Raw genomic sequence first — 14547 nt, forward strand, 5'->3', positions numbered from 1 at the left:
ACACCGATAAAATTACAACAACCTCAGAATACCTGATTTTACCTTCTCAATATCAAAAACTTGAACATCGAGTGATAGGCGACAGGGCAATTCGCTGATTCGACGTGTGCTAGCAGCACGCGAGAGGAGCAAGAATTGCATTCCGAATAGCCGTCCAGCCAGTGAGGTAGTAATGACGAAGCGGCTTTTGTGCGTAGTCGTTGCGGACGCAGGGCGTTCAGGGCATCTCCCATCCGCTGCGTAGGTGAACGAATTATGGCGACAGGAGTCCCGGAATTTCGTGAGGTAGCATGGCGCGCCTGATTTCAATGCTAAAAGAAAATTCAATTGCGACTCTGGTTGAGTCTATCCCTTTTGACTCCCGCCATGAGATCAATACAGGGGATGAAGCATACAGTGCGTACGAAAACAAGGGCATCAAATTTAACGTGGTGGATTACCGTGATCCAGAAACCGGAAAACTTCACCGGTTTGTGACAACCTTGCCAATGACTATTAACCCTGGAGCCATTGCCATGCTATATTTCAAACGATGGACGATTGAAAAGACATTCAATAACACTAAAAGTAATTTCAAGGAAACTAAAGCTTGGCCTTCCAATACCCGCTCACTTGAAAATCAAATGCGCCTGACTGCAATGAGCTATAATTTAATGCGCGTGTTTGAAGAGATTTCAAAAACACAACAGCCAGAATTGATTCATCCATCGGATAAAAAATATAGCGAGGCTCTGGAGATTAGGTAGCAACAGGCCCAAAAACGAGATCGTTTTGTGAATCCATTATTTTTCCAGGCAAGAATATCTCGTATCAGCTCGTATACCATTCGAGCAGTTCAAAACGCAATAATAACAGGAATGTCTTTACAGTGCTTTATGAGCTCTCTTGTGGCGAGGTTAGTTTCACGGCCTCAATTGATAGGGGAACACTGATGTTTCTTTTAGAACTTTTTAATTTGATATTACCTTTGTTTTTTTAATCGTTTTCTCAGCAATTCCTTTTACTTTAGTGAGATCATTAACGTGTTTAAAAGGGCCGTTTTCTCTCGATAATCCACAATATTTAGGGTCATATCTGCCTCTATGATGTCCGTAGTATTGAATTACTGGTAGACTTTCCTTATGTAGCAAAAAGAATGGCTAAGTATAACTGCCATAAAGCCCATGTTTTAATCCGGAGGGTATAGGGCAATAGTAAATTCAAAGTGGTTAAGGAGCTTTTGAACGAGCCTGAAAATTAGTTTTGTTATGTCATGTAATGATGAATAAATTGCCATTTCCGTTAATGCTAATGTTTTCTAATTTTTAGTGGCACGAATTATGCTTTTTTTGTGGCACAATAGCCTATTTATGAGCTAAAATAAAAATATGCTGATTGATTTTCTTGCTTTGTCGCTGGGCTTGGTTGTGCTGGTGTATGCGGCAGACTGGTTTGTGGATGGTGCATCGGCCATAGCCCGAAATTTTGGTGTTTCACCTTTGTTGATTGGGTTGACTATCGTTGGACTAGGTACGTCTGCCCCTGAAATCATGGTTTCATTTCTGGCTTCTTTTCAAGGGAATGCGGGGCTGGCAGTAGGTAATGCCATTGGTTCTAATATAGCCAATATGGGTTTGATTCTTGGTGCGACAGCATTGATTTCTCCGCTGGCATTTCACTCGGGATTACTGAAGCGCGAGTTACCAGTTTTAATGTTAATCAGCACCGCCTGTTATGTTTTAGCTATTGATGGCTTGAGTGTGGTTGATGGCGTATTAATGTTACTGGGGCTAGTGGCTTTTTTATATTGGCTGATACGCACAGCTATGACGGAACGAAAAAATGACATTTTGGCTCAAGAAGTTGAAGCAGAGGTGCCGGAAACTATGTCTAATAATAAGGCGTGGTTATTTTTTTGGCTGGGTTTAATTGGCTTGCTAATCAGTTCTAAGGTTTTGGTTTGGGCAGCTGTGAATATCGCGCAAGCTATGGGTGTCAGTGATTTGGTAATAGGCCTGACCATTGTCGCTTTAGGCACCAGTCTACCAGAGTTGGCGGCATCGATTGGCAGTGTACTCAAAGGTGAGGATGACCTGGCGGTAGGTAATGTGATTGGTTCAAATGTGTATAATCTGCTGGCGGTTTTTTCCTTGCCCGCATTGATAGCACCGGGGCCGATAGATGCAATGGTTATCAGTCGTGATTTTTCGGTATTGCTGGCTTTTACCGCAGTGTTATTTATTTTTGGAGTAGGGCTTTCCAAAGCGGGTAATATTAATCGCTGGGAAGGCGGGGGCTTGCTGGCCGCATATTTATTTTATCAGTGGACGATTTATCAGAGTGTAGTTTAAATAACGCTATGAATGACACCCAGTTGATTCAAACCGCACAAGAAGTCATTACCCTGGAAGCGCAGGCTGTGAATGGCCTGTTGGCAAAGCTTGATGATAATTTTGTGCAAGCCTGTCATATTGTTGCTGCCTGTAAAGGGCGGGTTGTGGTTACGGGGATGGGTAAGTCCGGACATATTGCCGGCAAAATTGCGGCTACGCTTGCAAGTACGGGAACCCCCGCTTTTTTTGTACATCCAGGTGAAGCGAGTCATGGTGATCTTGGCATGATCACGCGGCAAGATGTGGTGCTGGCTTTATCCAATTCTGGTGAGACAGCGGAGATTTTAACTCTGCTGCCTATTATAAAGCGCTTGGCTGTGCCGATGATTGCGATGACTGGCAGAGCAGGGTCTACGCTGGGGAAATTTGCTTCTGCGCATTTAAGTAATGCGGTAGAGCAGGAGGCATGTTCTTTAGGTTTAGCTCCAACTGCAAGCACAACAGCGGCATTAGTGATGGGCGATGCGCTGGCAGTAACTATGATGATCTTACGTGGTTTTACGCGTGATGATTTTGCGTTGTCGCACCCTGGGGGAAGCCTGGGTAGGCGTTTGCTAGTAATGGTTCGGGACATTATGCATACCGGCGAGCAGTTGCCAGTAGTGCAGCAAGAAGCCAGTATTATGGGGGCCTTAGCGGAAATGACTGCTAAGAAACTGGGTATGACAGCAGTTGTTGATCAAAATGGACAATTGACGGGTATTTTTACAGATGGTGATGTGCGCCGCCTACTGGAAAAAGCCATCGATATTAAGCAGACATCTCTACTGGAAGTTATGACGCTTAATTGTCAGGTAATCGATCAGGATGTGCTGGCGGCAGAAGCAATGCAGGTTATGGAGCAAAAGAAAATTAACGCTTTGATCGTTGTCGATGCAGATAAGCAGGTGACAGGTGCGTTGAATATGCACGATTTAATTCATGCGGGAATAGTCTAAAATGCAAGACAGGGTTGAAAAAGCAAAAAATATTAGACTGTTAATTTTAGATGTAGATGGCGTTTTAACTGATGCTAAGCTGTTTTTTGATGAGCAGGGCAGAGAATATAAAGCCTTTAATGCGCGTGATGGCCTGGGGATCAAATTATTGCAAAAATCCGGGATACAGGTTGCAGTTATTTCAGGCAGGGCTTCTAAGCCAGTTGCTTTACGTATGCAAATGCTGGGGATTGATTTAGTCTATCTGGGGCAAACAGATAAAGGTGAGGCTTTTAAGGAAATAATCGCTAAAGCAGGGTGTACGCCTGATCAGGTCGCGCATGTGGGGGATGATTTGATAGACCTGCCGGTGTTAATCCAGGTGGGGCTGGCCATTGCCGTGCAGGATGCGAGTGAACTTATTTTACCTTATGTAGACTGGCAAACATGCTTGCCAGGTGGGCAGGGTGCGGTGCGCGAAGTCTGTGATTTTATCCTGCAGGCACAGGGCAAAATGGATGCTATAGTTGAGTCTTTTAAAAAAATATAATGTTTGCTGAACAATATAAAAACTTTTTTTTCCTGTTATTGATTTTCCTGATTTCCATGTGGGCGGTAAATTACTCGCCCGAGCACAAAGTAGCTCCGCAGCCGATAGCAATGGAACACAATGCCGAGCATTTTGCTGTAGGCTATAGTAAAACCCAAATGAATCAATTCGGATTAGCGGATAGTACACTGACTGCTGATTTTACAGCTAATTACAGTGATAATATAGGCACTGAGCTGATTAATCCCAGGATGACGGTTTTTAAACAAAATGCGCCCCCCTGGATAGTGCGTTCTAAAACAGGGCATATATCTCCGGGCGGTAATCAGATATTTATGAATGGCCCGGTTTTTATCGATCGGGATGCAGCAGAAAATGTGCGTGAGGTGAATATAAAAACCTCTAACTTGCGGGTTTTTCCCAGCCGGAATTATGCTGAGACGGATGACTGGGCGGAATTAGTGAGTGGTCTGGACAGGATCTCTGGTGTGGGGATGACGTTATTTTATGAGGACCCTCTGTATATAAAATTATTGAACGATGTTAAGGGCTTGCATGAGTATTATTAAATGGCTATTGCCAGCGATTATGTCGGTAGGTATTGTCTATAGTCCCTGGGCTATTGCTTTGGAGGACGATGCGCGGCAACCTGTGAGCATAGAATCAAATTCTGGTTTTTACGATGATAAAAAAGGGCTTAGTATCTATACCGGAGAAGTAGTGGTTATTCAGGGTAGTATGCGTATGGATGCTGATAAGGTCGTGGTGTATATGCAGAACGGGGAAATACAGAAGTTGGTTGCCACAGGTAAGCCAGTTAAATTTAAGCAAACACCCGAAGAGGGCGAAGAAGATGTGCACGGGAATTCCTTAATGGCTGAGTATTACCCTGAGACGCAATTATTGGTCATGATCAAAGAAGCGGTGGTCTGGCAGGGAAAGAACAGTACGGCTAGTGAAAGAATAGAATATGATCGAATCAGTAAAGTAGTTAAGGCAGGTGATACGGCTTCGGATAATAAGCGGGTACATGTGATATTGCAGCCGAAGAGTGACGATGGTAAGCAGTAATGGCAATTTTGGCAGCAAAAAATATTGGTAAAGTATATGCTAATCGCTCTGTGGTAAATGATGTTTCTCTGCATGTAGAGAGTAATGAAATTGTTGGTTTGCTCGGGCCAAATGGTGCTGGGAAAACCACTAGTTTTTATATGCTGGTAGGCCTGGTGCACGCTGATAGCGGGCATATTTATTATGATCAGCAGGAGATTACTAGTTACCCCATGCATATACGTGCAAAACTGGGTATCGGTTATTTACCACAGGAAGCGTCGGTATTTAGAAAGCTGAGTGTTAGTGATAATTTACGTGCAGTACTGGAATTAAGAAAGGGACTAAGTAAGGGACAGATTGAGCTGATTATTGATGAGTTACTGGATGAGTTTAGTATTTCGCATATTCGTAATAATATAGGCATGGGGCTATCTGGTGGTGAGCGGCGTAGAGTCGAAATTGCAAGGGCACTTGCTACCGATCCTGAATTTATTTTGCTGGATGAGCCCTTTGCCGGGGTGGATCCAATTTCTGTGATTGAGATCCAGAAAATTATTGCTCATTTAAAAGACAGAAATATTGGCGTGTTAATTACCGAACATAATGTGCGTGAAACTTTAGGTATTTGTGATCGCGCCTATATATTAAATGCAGGTCAGGTGATTGCCGAAGGAGCATCTGATGAAATCGTTGCGAATGAAGAGGTCAGGCGTGTTTATCTAGGTGAGAATTTTAGCCTGTGATTATCCTGAAAACCGCAGTTGACCGTTAATAAGAACCTGTTAGTCACTGAGTATTAAACATAATGAGCGTAAATGCATGTTATCTGATGGGCGAATATACCCCACTTTACGGTTTTGTGAAGAATTCTGCGCACGAAAAACAATGGAGCAGCTCTTGTCAAGGGCTACGAGCATTGCCTGCGAGCTGTACCTTGTCTTTCGCACTCAGGTTTCCTACAAAATCAGTGCTCAACTGCAGTTTCTAGGGGAATGTTAAGGTTCTTTTATTGTCGCCTGTTTGCTAAGAGGGGTTAAATGAAACAGTCATTGCAGCTCCGTATGGGGCAACAATTATCGATGACGCCTCAATTGCAGCAGGCAATCAAGTTGTTGCAGTTGTCTACCCTGGATTTACAGCAGGAAATCCAGCAAGCGCTGGATTCAAATATGATGCTGGAAGTAGTGGAAGATGAAAGCACATCTTTAAATGAGCAGATGGTGGTTGAAAATAAAGTAGATATCACCGATCGTATGAGTAGCGAAGGATCGCAAACGGATATGCCCGATGAACTGCCTACGGACAGCTCCTGGGGAGATGTTTTTGATTCTGTGCAAATGAGTGCAACATCGGCCCCCGCTGGTGATATGCCTGACTTTGAAGCACAGCGTAGTAAGGCTGTCAGTTTGCAGGATCATTTAGACTGGCAGATGGAAATGGTTTCGTTTGCTGACAGGGATCGAGCCATGGTGATGGCGGTTATTGATGCAGTGAATGATGAAGGTTATTTAAGTATTACTTATGCGGATATTTATCAGGGTTTAAGCGAGCAAATTGAAGACCTGGAAGAGGATGAATTTTATGCAGTATTGCATCGGGTACAGCAATTTGACCCTCCGGGAGTCGCGGCGGAAAGTTTACAGGACTGTTTAAGTATTCAGTTAGGGCAATTGCCTGAGGATACTCCCTTTAGATCGGAAGCTATAGACTTAGTTAAGCATTATCTGGATTTATTAGCCGCCCAGGATATTGCTAAGCTAATAAAGCGGCTGCTTATTTCCGAGCATAAACTGACCGAAACCATTGCCCTGATTCGCTCGCTGGAGCCTATGCCAGGGCGAGCTATTGCAACGGGTGAAACGGAGTATGTTGTTCCGGATTTATTTGTCACTAAGGTAAATGGTCATTGGCAGGTTGAATTGAACCCGAATATTGCGCCGAGGCTTAGAGTCAATCCTTTTTATTCCAGCATGATAAAGCGGGCGGACAATAGCAAGGATAATGTGAGTATGAAAGAGCACTTGCAGGAAGCGCGCTGGTTTATAAAAAGCTTACATGGTCGTAATGATACTTTGTTGCGCGTGGGGCGAAGTATTATTGCCCGGCAGACAGAATTCCTTGAACATGGTGCAATTGCGATGAAGCCGATGGTATTAAGAGATATTGCCGAGGAACTGGAGTTACATGAGTCCACTATCTCCCGTGTGACGACGCAGAAATATATGCACTTACCGAATGGTGTTATCGAGTTTAAGTATTTCTTTTCCAGTCATGTTTCAACGGCAGGGGGCGGTGAGTGCTCAGCTACGGCAATTCGGGCTTTTATCAAGGAATTAGTCAATAATGAAAATCCGGTAAAACCGCTTAGTGATAGTAAAATGGCGGAATTACTCAAAGAAAAGGGGATAAATGTTGCGCGGCGTACCATTGCAAAATATCGTGAAGCAATATCTATTCCATCATCAAGTCAAAGAAAGCGACTTTTGTAAGAAAGTTGTATAATGGCTATCATTTTTTTTAATGTTAACAGGAGTTAAATTTATGCAAGTTAGCGTAACAGGTCGTCACGTAGAAGTAACCACAGCTATGAAGCAGCATGTGGAAGAGAAAATTAGTAAAATCATGCGTCACTTTGACCATGTAACTGACATACATGTGATTTTGACAGTAGAAAAACTAGAGCAAAAAGCAGAAGCCACAGTGCAGATTAGCGGTGCTAAATTATTCGCTGAAGATACTCAGGAAGATATGTATGCCGCTATTGACAATATGGTTGATAAGCTAGACCGCCAAATTATCAAGCATAAAGAAAAAGTCCAGTCGCATCGCTAATGACTAGTGGCAAGACAACGAAGAAATGGGTTTTATTTCTTCGTTGTCTGACGCCATTACGAGTGTATAAATACTAACTCATGAAGCTACTGATACTAACCGGACTATCTGGTTCGGGCAAGAGTATTGCATTGGATACCCTGGAGGACTGTGGTTTTTATTGCGTCGATAATATGCCCATTAAATTACTCGATGACTTTGTCAGTCAGGTTATGCTACAGGATCAGGCGACATACAGTAAAATCGCGATTGGGATTGATGCCCGAAATCAGAGTGAGAGCTTGTATGCCTTTGTCGATAAAATCGCGATGATCCGTGAGCAAAATATTGATTGTGATGTTATTTTTATGCAGGCCGAGGAGAGTGTTTTATTAAAACGCTATAGCGAAACCAGGCGCCGTCACCCTTTAACTAATGTGCATTTGTCTTTAAAAGAGGCAATTAAGATTGAGAAGGATATTTTAAAGGAAGTTGCAAAAGATGCAGATCTGGTGGTGGATACCAGTCGCACGCATTATCACCAGTTAAGGCAATTAATCAGGGATTATGTACAGGAAGGCGAAGCGCAAAAGATTGTCATACAGACTCAGTCATTTGGCTTCAAGCATGGTATCCCTCTGGATGCAGATTTTGTGTTTGATGCGCGCTGTCTGCCTAATCCATACTGGAATCCGGAGCTAAGAGGCTATACCGGTAAAGACCAGGTCGTGATTGATTTCTTAAAGTCAGAAACATTGGTGATAGAGTTTTTTGATGATATTTCGTCTTTGCTCGAAAACTGGATTCCCCGCTTTGAACAGGAAAACCGCAGTTATTTAACGGCTGCTATTGGCTGTACAGGCGGGCAGCACCGCTCAGTATTTTTAGTCGATTGTCTTGCACGATATTTCCGGGGCAAGGCATTTAATGTTATTGTCAGACATCGGGAGTTGCAATAACCCACAAATTCTCATATGCTTTCGCTAGCCACAACTTAAACGAGATAAAGATATATGTCAGCAACTAGACCACAAGATCATTCGGATTTAAACTTACAGCAAATTATTACTGACCTGGATAATGGCGCACTCTATGATGCTCGTGGACATTTACATAGTTTATACCCTACTGAAATAGCCTTGCTGCTTAGATCTTTGCCGATAGATTATCGCTATAAGCTTTGGAGTATTATGGCGCCTGAGGCAATGGGCGAGACGCTTGCAGCACTGCATGGAGAGGTGCGGACTGGGCTTATTGAGCGGACCTCTGTTGCAGACCTAGTAGCGGCGGCAAATCAGTTAGAACCTCGGGAAATGGCTGATCTAGTTGCTGATTTTTCTGCCGAAGTCAGAGAAAAGGTGCTCAAAAAAGCAGGCGACAGCCGCCTGGAAGCGGCTTTATCTTATGAGGGGGATACGGCAGGTAGGTTAATGAGTCCGTATTTTGTGCCTATACACGGCGATGTAACGGTAGATGAAACGCTAGACTATTTACGCGAGCAGAAAAATATGCCGGCTAATCTGGATAGCCTGGTTGTTGTTGCCAAGAATAATCGTTATCTAGGGAAGTTATCAGTACCAACAATTTTAACCAGTGATCCCAACGCTAAGGTTTCAACGTTGATGACGCGTACTGAAGCTATTCCAATCAATATGCATGTTGCGGAAGTTGCAACTATTTTTGAGCAAAGAAATATATTATCTGCTTCAGTCGTTGATGAGCATGAAGTGGTTGTTGGTCGAATTACTATTGAAGATGTACTCGAGGTTGTTAGAGAAGAGGTTGATCATGCCATGCTAACTTCTGCTGGCCTGGATGAAGAGCATGATTTATTTGCCCCGGTGATGGTGAGTGCCAAGCGCCGTGCGGTATGGTTAGGCGTGAATCTATTTACCGCATTTTTAGCCTCCTGGGTGATTGGTTTATTTGAAGCTACTATTGATCAAATTGTTGCCCTGGCAGTATTGATGCCAGTGGTTGCAAGTATGGGCGGAATCGCAGGTAGCCAGACATTAACACTGGTGATCCGTGGTCTGGCACTGCACCAGATTAGCTCCTCCAACGCGATGGCTTTCTTGTTTAAGGAATTGTCCATCGGTGCTGTGAATGGAATTGTCTGGTCTATTGTTGTCGCGATGATCGCAGCTGCTTGGTTCTCTAATGTGCCTCTAGGAATGATGCTAGGTGGTGCAATGATTATTAATTTAAGCTGTGCTGCCATAGCTGGTGTTATGATTCCCTTGTTTTTACACAAAAGGGGAATCGATCCAGCGCTGGCCGGCGGGGTTTTTCTAACGACGGTTACCGATGTGATCGGTTTTATGTCATTTTTAGGCCTGGCGACAATTTTTCTATTGGCGTAATTTAATTTAACTATGAGGAAAGAGTAATGAGTATTAAAAAATCACCTTTGGCAATTGCAGTAGGAACAACCTTGTTTTCGGGGTTAGCGACAACAAGTGTTCAAGCAGAAGGATTTGAAAATGCAGGCAATAATCCTTTCGCGATGACCGAGCTAGCGAGTGGCTATATGCTGGTTGCAAAAGCGGATAAAGATGGCGACGTAGCCAAGAAAATGAAAGATGGTAATTGTGGTGAAGGTAAGTGTGGTGCGGGAATGATGGAGAAAGCTGATTTGGAAAAAACAGCAGAAGGTAAATGTGCTGGTAATATGCCTAAAGCAAAAAAGCCCGATATGAAAGATATGGAAGGTAAATGCGGGGAAGGGAAATGTGGTGATAGCATGAAGTAAGGTAACTCGCAACAAATAACCCACCACCTTGCTTGTCTTTTTGTTCGTCTTCTGCGTTGTAGAAATAGTTACGTAGTCTGCTATGCGCCGTGTCTACGCCTTGAAGGCGAACAAAAATCCTGCGCAATATTGGTAGGTTATTTATTGCGTGTTACCTAAAATCATATTTAGCTAGGATTAGCCTGGTAAATAAGGTTATTTCAGACCCATAAAGTGCTTGCCGCTTTATGGGTTTTTTATTGCCTGATGGTTTACCCTGAAAATGGCAAGTATGAGGGAAGACTTCAAAAGCAATATTAGCAAAAAATGATTTATCAACTACCTAGAAATTACATTAAGAAAAAAAACCAAACAATTGAAAAATATTATTCTTTTCTTATATGAAATATTTTCTATCAGTTTGATCGGTGGATTTTATCTAAGCCATTGTCAAAAAAGGGAATTTATTTAAAATCATGCTTGACTCAGCGATGCTAGAAAACTATAGTCTATTTAAAAGTGGTGAAAAGTGGTGAAAAGTGGTTTTTTTAGAAAAAAAGGGCTAGGTAAGGAAAATAATGTTTCGTGGTGTCACAGCAATCAATTTAGATGCAAAAGGACGTTTTGCAATTCCTACCCGATTTCGGGAAGAATTGCAGGAATGTTGTGAGCGTCAGTTAGTTGTGACCGTTGCCGTAAACGAAAAATGTATCGGCGAAGCAGGTTGTTTATGGCTTTACCCTCTGCCTGAATGGGAAAAACTGGAGTTAACTGTGAGTAAATTACCGACCCTAAATAAAATGGCTGGAAAATTACGCCGCTTCCTTATAGGTAATTCCACTGAAACTGAAATGGATGCACAGGGGCGATTGTTACTTTCTGAAAAGCTAAGAAAATTTGCTGGCATGGGAAAAAAAATAATCCTGGTCGGGCAGTTAAACAAATTTGAAATATGGAATGAAGATGCCTGGAATGCTAAAGAGAATGAGTGGCTACAAGGCGATGACGATGACGGTCCGGATGAACTGGAAGGCCTGTCTTTTTAATAAGAAATAGATCATGCATTTACCAGTATTATTTAATGAAGCCCTGCATGAGATAGCAATAAAACCAGCTGGAATCTACATAGACTGCACTTTTGGGCGTGGTGGACATAGCAGAGGAATACTTGAGAAGTTAGGGACAAAGGGGCAGTTGCTGGCATTAGACAGGGATCTGGATGCAATACAGTCCGAAGTTGGACAGGAATTAATAAAGGATCCGCGCTTTCAATTAGAGCATTGTTGTTTTTCACAATTGCAGCAAGTTGTCGAAAAACGTGACTGGCAAGGTAAAGTGGATGGCATACTTATGGATTTTGGCGTTTCATCACCGCAATTAGATAATGCTCAGCGCGGCTTTAGCTTTATGCGCGATGGACCATTGGATATGCGTATGGATTGTAGCTCCGGTCTGTCTGCAGCAGAGTGGCTGGCTAGCGTATCTGAAGAGGATTTAGTCAGAGTGTTATTTGATTATGGTGAAGAGCGGTTTGCACGGCGCATTGCGCGAGCAGTGGTCACGCAGCGCGTAGAAAAGCCATTAGTAACAACGCAGCAATTTGTTGACTTACTGATTGAGGCCATACCGTTTAAGGAAAAGCACAAGCATCCTGCGACTCGTAGTTTCCAAGCAGTCAGGATTGCTGTAAACCGTGAGCTGGAGGAAATTACAACAGTACTGGATCAGGCAGTTAATGTCCTATCTAGTGGAGGCTTAATGGCTGTAATATCATTTCATTCGCTGGAAGACAGGATTGTAAAGCGCTTTATTAGAGATGAATCCAGAGGCAAGTATACATCTAGTAAATTACCGCAGCAGCCCGAAGAATTGGCAGCGATAAGGTTAATCAAGCGGGGTAAGGCAATTAAAGCCAGTCAGCAAGAATTAGCAGAAAACCCCAGGGCACGTAGTGCAGTGCTGCGCATCGCACAACGTAGATAATATGCTACAGAAACTTATCATCGTGGGTTTGCTGTTTGTCTTAGTAGGATCCGGTTTGGGGGTTATTTTTAGTAAACATAAGTCACGCCTGGTTTTTATCGACATACAAAAGACAGAGCAGGAGTTAGACCGCTTACAGATTCGCTGGGAGCGACTGACACTGGAAGAACGTATGTTGGCCGAGCATAATCGCGTGGAAAAGATAGCGAGAAAGAAAATGGATTTAATTGAGTTGGATCGAAAAGCTATTGTCTATATACGCCTTTAACCATGTTGTTAGTACAGCAGCTATTATGACGGATCAATAGATAACTATAATTTATATTTAATTCAGCAGCCTATGAAACACCTTAGCCATCAAACCAAAATAGGTGCTGTACGGGCTGAAAAGAAAATAAATATTAAACCAGTAGATGAATTTTCAGGCAGAAGGAAACTGGTTATTGGACTGATGCTGGTTGCCATGATTGGGCTGGTATATAAAGCAGTGGAACTGCAGATTCTGGACACTCAGTTTTTGCAGAAACAGGCTCGTATTCGCCATGTCAGTACAGTGAAAATTGCAGCTTATAGAGGGCAGATTAAAGATCGAAATGGTGAGAGGCTTGCAGTGAGCGCGCCGGTTGGCTCGATCTGGGTAAATCCACAATATTGCCGAGTGAAAACTGGCAGAAGAGCTAAGCAGGCTTGTGCAGAATTAAATAATTCAGCCAAACTAAAGCAATTGGCCGACTTGTTAGACATCAGCCTGGATAGGGTTAACAGGGCATTTAATCCTGCGTCCAAAAAGCAGTTTGTGTATTTAAAAAGGCGCATTGAACCGTATCTAGCAGAGCAGGTTAAAGCATTAGGCCAGCCAGGCGTCGCGGTAGTAAAGGAGTTTAAGCGATTTTATCCGGCCGGTGAAGTAACTGCGCATTTATTGGGGTTTACCGATATTGATGATCAAGGGCAGGAAGGGCTGGAGTTAATGCATAACTCGACTCTGGAAGGCGTGGCAGGAAGCAAACGAGTCATTCGCGACGGCGCTAGGCGAGTGATTGCAGAATATGATGTAGAAAGTATTAAAGAGCCTGAAGCTGGGCAGGATCTAGTGTTAAGTATCGATGAGCGTCTACAGTATCTGGCTTATAGAGAATTAAAAGCGGGCGTAGTTAAGCATAATGCGGAAGCCGGGGCATTAGTTATTTTAGAGGCGGAAACAGGGAATGTACTGGCAATTGTTAATCAGCCAGCCTTTAATCCGAACTCGCGTAAAGGGCTGAAGATATCGCATTATCGCAACCGCGCAATCACCGATGTGTTTGAACCCGGTTCCACTATGAAACCTTTGGTTGTTGCAGCGGCTTTAGACGGCGGTTTTATAAAAGAAGACCAGTTGTTTACTACTGAAAAATTAAGAATCCAGCGGAAGTGGGTTAAAGATGGCCGCGACTACGGTACCTTAAATTTAACTGGTGTACTAAAAAAATCGAGTAATGTAGCTGCCAGCAAAATTGCTTTATCCATGCCACCTGAATATTTCTGGCGATTTTATCATTCATTAGGTTTTGGTATGGCGCCAGGAATTGGGTTTCCGGGGGAAGCGAGTGGGAGTTTGCCAGAATACTTTGGCTGGAGTGCATTTGAGCAGGCGACACTGTCGTTTGGTTATCGGCTATCGATGTCGGCATTGCAGTTAGCTCGAGCTTATACCGCACTGGCCGATGACGGCTTATTGCATTCGGTGAGTTTACTGCAGCGGGATCAGGATGAATATGCTGAACGAGTAATTTCTGCCGAAACTGCAGTAAAAGTGAGGGCCATGATTGAGCAGGTGGTGAAAAAAGATGGTACGGCTTATAAAGCACGGGTAGAAGGTTACCGGGTTGCGGGTAAGACGGGAACCGTTAGAAAGGTGAAGAATGGAGCATACAGTAATGATTACCTATCGGTATTTGTGGGCATGGCTCCCGCCAGTGATCCGAAATTAATTATTGCGGTGATGGTTGACTCCCCTCATGGCGGACAGTATTACGGTGGATTAGTTGCAGCGCCCATCTTTTCTAAAGTCATGGGTGGTGCATTAAGAGTGTTGGGGGTTGCGCCTGATGAAGAGCAAAGTATGTCAGTATTATTAACTCAATAACG

18 protein-coding genes are annotated in these 14547 nt (G+C 43.3%); 17 read left to right on the plus strand and 1 reads right to left on the minus strand.

From position 1 onward, the window contains the following. Nucleotides 1-38: 38 nt before the first annotated feature. Nucleotides 39-233: a hypothetical protein gene (locus K6984_RS07730; RefSeq protein WP_221894995.1), complete on the minus strand. Its 195-nt coding sequence runs from the start codon at nucleotides 231-233 to the stop codon at nucleotides 39-41. Nucleotides 234-290: 57 nt separating this feature from the next. On the opposite strand from K6984_RS07730, the gene K6984_RS07735 reads away from it, so the two are divergent. From K6984_RS07735 to K6984_RS07815, 17 genes are all read left to right on the plus strand, one after another. Beyond that, nucleotides 291-746, plus strand: coding sequence for a transposase (locus K6984_RS07735; RefSeq protein ID WP_221894996.1), 456 nt, complete (start codon nucleotides 291-293; stop codon nucleotides 744-746). 27 nt (nucleotides 747-773) lie between these two features. After that, nucleotides 774-932 (plus strand): hypothetical protein, encoded by a 159-nt coding sequence (locus tag K6984_RS07740; RefSeq protein ID WP_221893805.1) that lies wholly within the window; start codon nucleotides 774-776, stop codon nucleotides 930-932. 435 nt (nucleotides 933-1367) lie between these two features. Continuing rightward, nucleotides 1368-2330: a calcium/sodium antiporter gene (locus K6984_RS07745; RefSeq protein WP_221894997.1), complete on the plus strand. Its 963-nt coding sequence runs from the start codon at nucleotides 1368-1370 to the stop codon at nucleotides 2328-2330. An 8-nt stretch (nucleotides 2331-2338) separates the two neighbouring features. Then, the gene (locus K6984_RS07750; protein ID WP_221895144.1) at nucleotides 2339-3310 is read left to right on the plus strand and encodes a KpsF/GutQ family sugar-phosphate isomerase; all 972 of its coding nucleotides are present in this window, start codon (nucleotides 2339-2341) and stop codon (nucleotides 3308-3310) included. Nucleotide 3311: 1 nt separating this feature from the next. Continuing rightward, a complete protein-coding gene (locus K6984_RS07755) occupies nucleotides 3312-3839 on the plus strand; it encodes a KdsC family phosphatase (protein WP_221894998.1) in 528 nt (175 codons plus the stop codon). Further along, entirely contained in the window at nucleotides 3839-4408 is a 570-nt protein-coding gene (gene lptC / locus K6984_RS07760; protein WP_221894999.1) for an LPS export ABC transporter periplasmic protein LptC, read from the plus strand. The genes K6984_RS07755 and lptC overlap by 1 nt, the downstream gene beginning before the upstream one ends. After that, the gene (gene lptA / locus K6984_RS07765; protein ID WP_221895000.1) at nucleotides 4395-4910 is read left to right on the plus strand and encodes a lipopolysaccharide transport periplasmic protein LptA; all 516 of its coding nucleotides are present in this window, start codon (nucleotides 4395-4397) and stop codon (nucleotides 4908-4910) included. The genes lptC and lptA overlap by 14 nt, the downstream gene beginning before the upstream one ends. Beyond that, nucleotides 4910-5635: an LPS export ABC transporter ATP-binding protein gene (gene lptB, locus K6984_RS07770; RefSeq protein WP_221895001.1), complete on the plus strand. Its 726-nt coding sequence runs from the start codon at nucleotides 4910-4912 to the stop codon at nucleotides 5633-5635. Before lptA ends, lptB begins: the two co-directional genes overlap by 1 nt. Nucleotides 5636-5929: 294 nt before the next feature. After that, nucleotides 5930-7381: an RNA polymerase factor sigma-54 gene (locus tag K6984_RS07775; RefSeq protein WP_221895002.1), complete on the plus strand. Its 1452-nt coding sequence runs from the start codon at nucleotides 5930-5932 to the stop codon at nucleotides 7379-7381. Nucleotides 7382-7433: 52 nt separating this feature from the next. Continuing rightward, entirely contained in the window at nucleotides 7434-7724 is a 291-nt protein-coding gene (gene hpf / locus K6984_RS07780) for a ribosome hibernation-promoting factor, HPF/YfiA family (RefSeq protein ID WP_221895145.1), read from the plus strand. Nucleotides 7725-7804: 80 nt separating this feature from the next. Beyond that, nucleotides 7805-8662 carry an RNase adapter RapZ gene (rapZ, locus tag K6984_RS07785; protein WP_221895003.1) on the plus strand — a complete coding sequence of 286 codons (858 nt, stop codon included), beginning with the start codon at nucleotides 7805-7807 and terminating at the stop codon, nucleotides 8660-8662. 54 nt (nucleotides 8663-8716) lie between these two features. Further along, nucleotides 8717-10066: a magnesium transporter gene (mgtE, locus tag K6984_RS07790; protein WP_221895004.1), complete on the plus strand. Its 1350-nt coding sequence runs from the start codon at nucleotides 8717-8719 to the stop codon at nucleotides 10064-10066. A 26-nt stretch (nucleotides 10067-10092) separates the two neighbouring features. Continuing rightward, on the plus strand, nucleotides 10093-10455 hold the full coding sequence (locus K6984_RS07795) for an HvfA family oxazolone/thioamide-modified RiPP metallophore (RefSeq protein WP_221895005.1): 363 nt from the start codon (nucleotides 10093-10095) through the stop codon (nucleotides 10453-10455). 557 nt (nucleotides 10456-11012) lie between these two features. Continuing rightward, on the plus strand, nucleotides 11013-11480 hold the full coding sequence (gene mraZ, locus K6984_RS07800; protein ID WP_221895006.1) for a division/cell wall cluster transcriptional repressor MraZ: 468 nt from the start codon (nucleotides 11013-11015) through the stop codon (nucleotides 11478-11480). 13 nt (nucleotides 11481-11493) lie between these two features. Beyond that, nucleotides 11494-12417, plus strand: coding sequence for a 16S rRNA (cytosine(1402)-N(4))-methyltransferase RsmH (gene rsmH, locus K6984_RS07805; RefSeq protein ID WP_221895007.1), 924 nt, complete (start codon nucleotides 11494-11496; stop codon nucleotides 12415-12417). Between the two features lies 1 nt (nucleotide 12418). After that, entirely contained in the window at nucleotides 12419-12685 is a 267-nt protein-coding gene (gene ftsL, locus K6984_RS07810) for a cell division protein FtsL (protein ID WP_221895008.1), read from the plus strand. Nucleotides 12686-12757: 72 nt separating this feature from the next. After that, on the plus strand, nucleotides 12758-14545 hold the full coding sequence (locus K6984_RS07815) for a peptidoglycan D,D-transpeptidase FtsI family protein (RefSeq protein ID WP_221895009.1): 1788 nt from the start codon (nucleotides 12758-12760) through the stop codon (nucleotides 14543-14545). Nucleotides 14546-14547 lie beyond the last annotated feature (2 nt).

It is taken from the genome of Bathymodiolus japonicus methanotrophic gill symbiont (assembly GCF_019721995.1).
Classification (GTDB): Bacteria; Pseudomonadota; Gammaproteobacteria; order Methylococcales; family Methylomonadaceae; genus Methyloprofundus.

Bases quoted from the DNA above. Each gene is read 5' to 3' on its own strand.
- ftsL (WP_221895008.1), top strand. From the start codon at position 12,419: ATGCTACAGAAACTTATCATCGTGGGTTTGCTGTTTGTCTTAGTAGGA.
- K6984_RS07735 (WP_221894996.1), top strand. From the start codon at position 291: ATGGCGCGCCTGATTTCAATGCTAAAAGAAAATTCAATTGCGACTCTG.
- K6984_RS07750 (WP_221895144.1), top strand. From the start codon at position 2,339: ATGAATGACACCCAGTTGATTCAAACCGCACAAGAAGTCATTACCCTG.
- K6984_RS07795 (WP_221895005.1), top strand. From the start codon at position 10,093: ATGAGTATTAAAAAATCACCTTTGGCAATTGCAGTAGGAACAACCTTG.
- lptB (WP_221895001.1), top strand. From the start codon at position 4,910: ATGGCAATTTTGGCAGCAAAAAATATTGGTAAAGTATATGCTAATCGC.
- K6984_RS07755 (WP_221894998.1), top strand. From the start codon at position 3,312: ATGCAAGACAGGGTTGAAAAAGCAAAAAATATTAGACTGTTAATTTTA.
- mgtE (WP_221895004.1), top strand. From the start codon at position 8,717: ATGTCAGCAACTAGACCACAAGATCATTCGGATTTAAACTTACAGCAA.
- K6984_RS07730 (WP_221894995.1), bottom strand. From the start codon at position 233: ATGGGAGATGCCCTGAACGCCCTGCGTCCGCAACGACTACGCACAAAA.
- mraZ (WP_221895006.1), top strand. From the start codon at position 11,013: ATGTTTCGTGGTGTCACAGCAATCAATTTAGATGCAAAAGGACGTTTT.
- lptA (WP_221895000.1), top strand. From the start codon at position 4,395: ATGAGTATTATTAAATGGCTATTGCCAGCGATTATGTCGGTAGGTATT.
- rapZ (WP_221895003.1), top strand. From the start codon at position 7,805: ATGAAGCTACTGATACTAACCGGACTATCTGGTTCGGGCAAGAGTATT.
- K6984_RS07745 (WP_221894997.1), top strand. From the start codon at position 1,368: ATGCTGATTGATTTTCTTGCTTTGTCGCTGGGCTTGGTTGTGCTGGTG.
- rsmH (WP_221895007.1), top strand. From the start codon at position 11,494: ATGCATTTACCAGTATTATTTAATGAAGCCCTGCATGAGATAGCAATA.
- K6984_RS07815 (WP_221895009.1), top strand. From the start codon at position 12,758: ATGAAACACCTTAGCCATCAAACCAAAATAGGTGCTGTACGGGCTGAA.
- hpf (WP_221895145.1), top strand. From the start codon at position 7,434: ATGCAAGTTAGCGTAACAGGTCGTCACGTAGAAGTAACCACAGCTATG.
- K6984_RS07775 (WP_221895002.1), top strand. From the start codon at position 5,930: ATGAAACAGTCATTGCAGCTCCGTATGGGGCAACAATTATCGATGACG.
- lptC (WP_221894999.1), top strand. From the start codon at position 3,839: ATGTTTGCTGAACAATATAAAAACTTTTTTTTCCTGTTATTGATTTTC.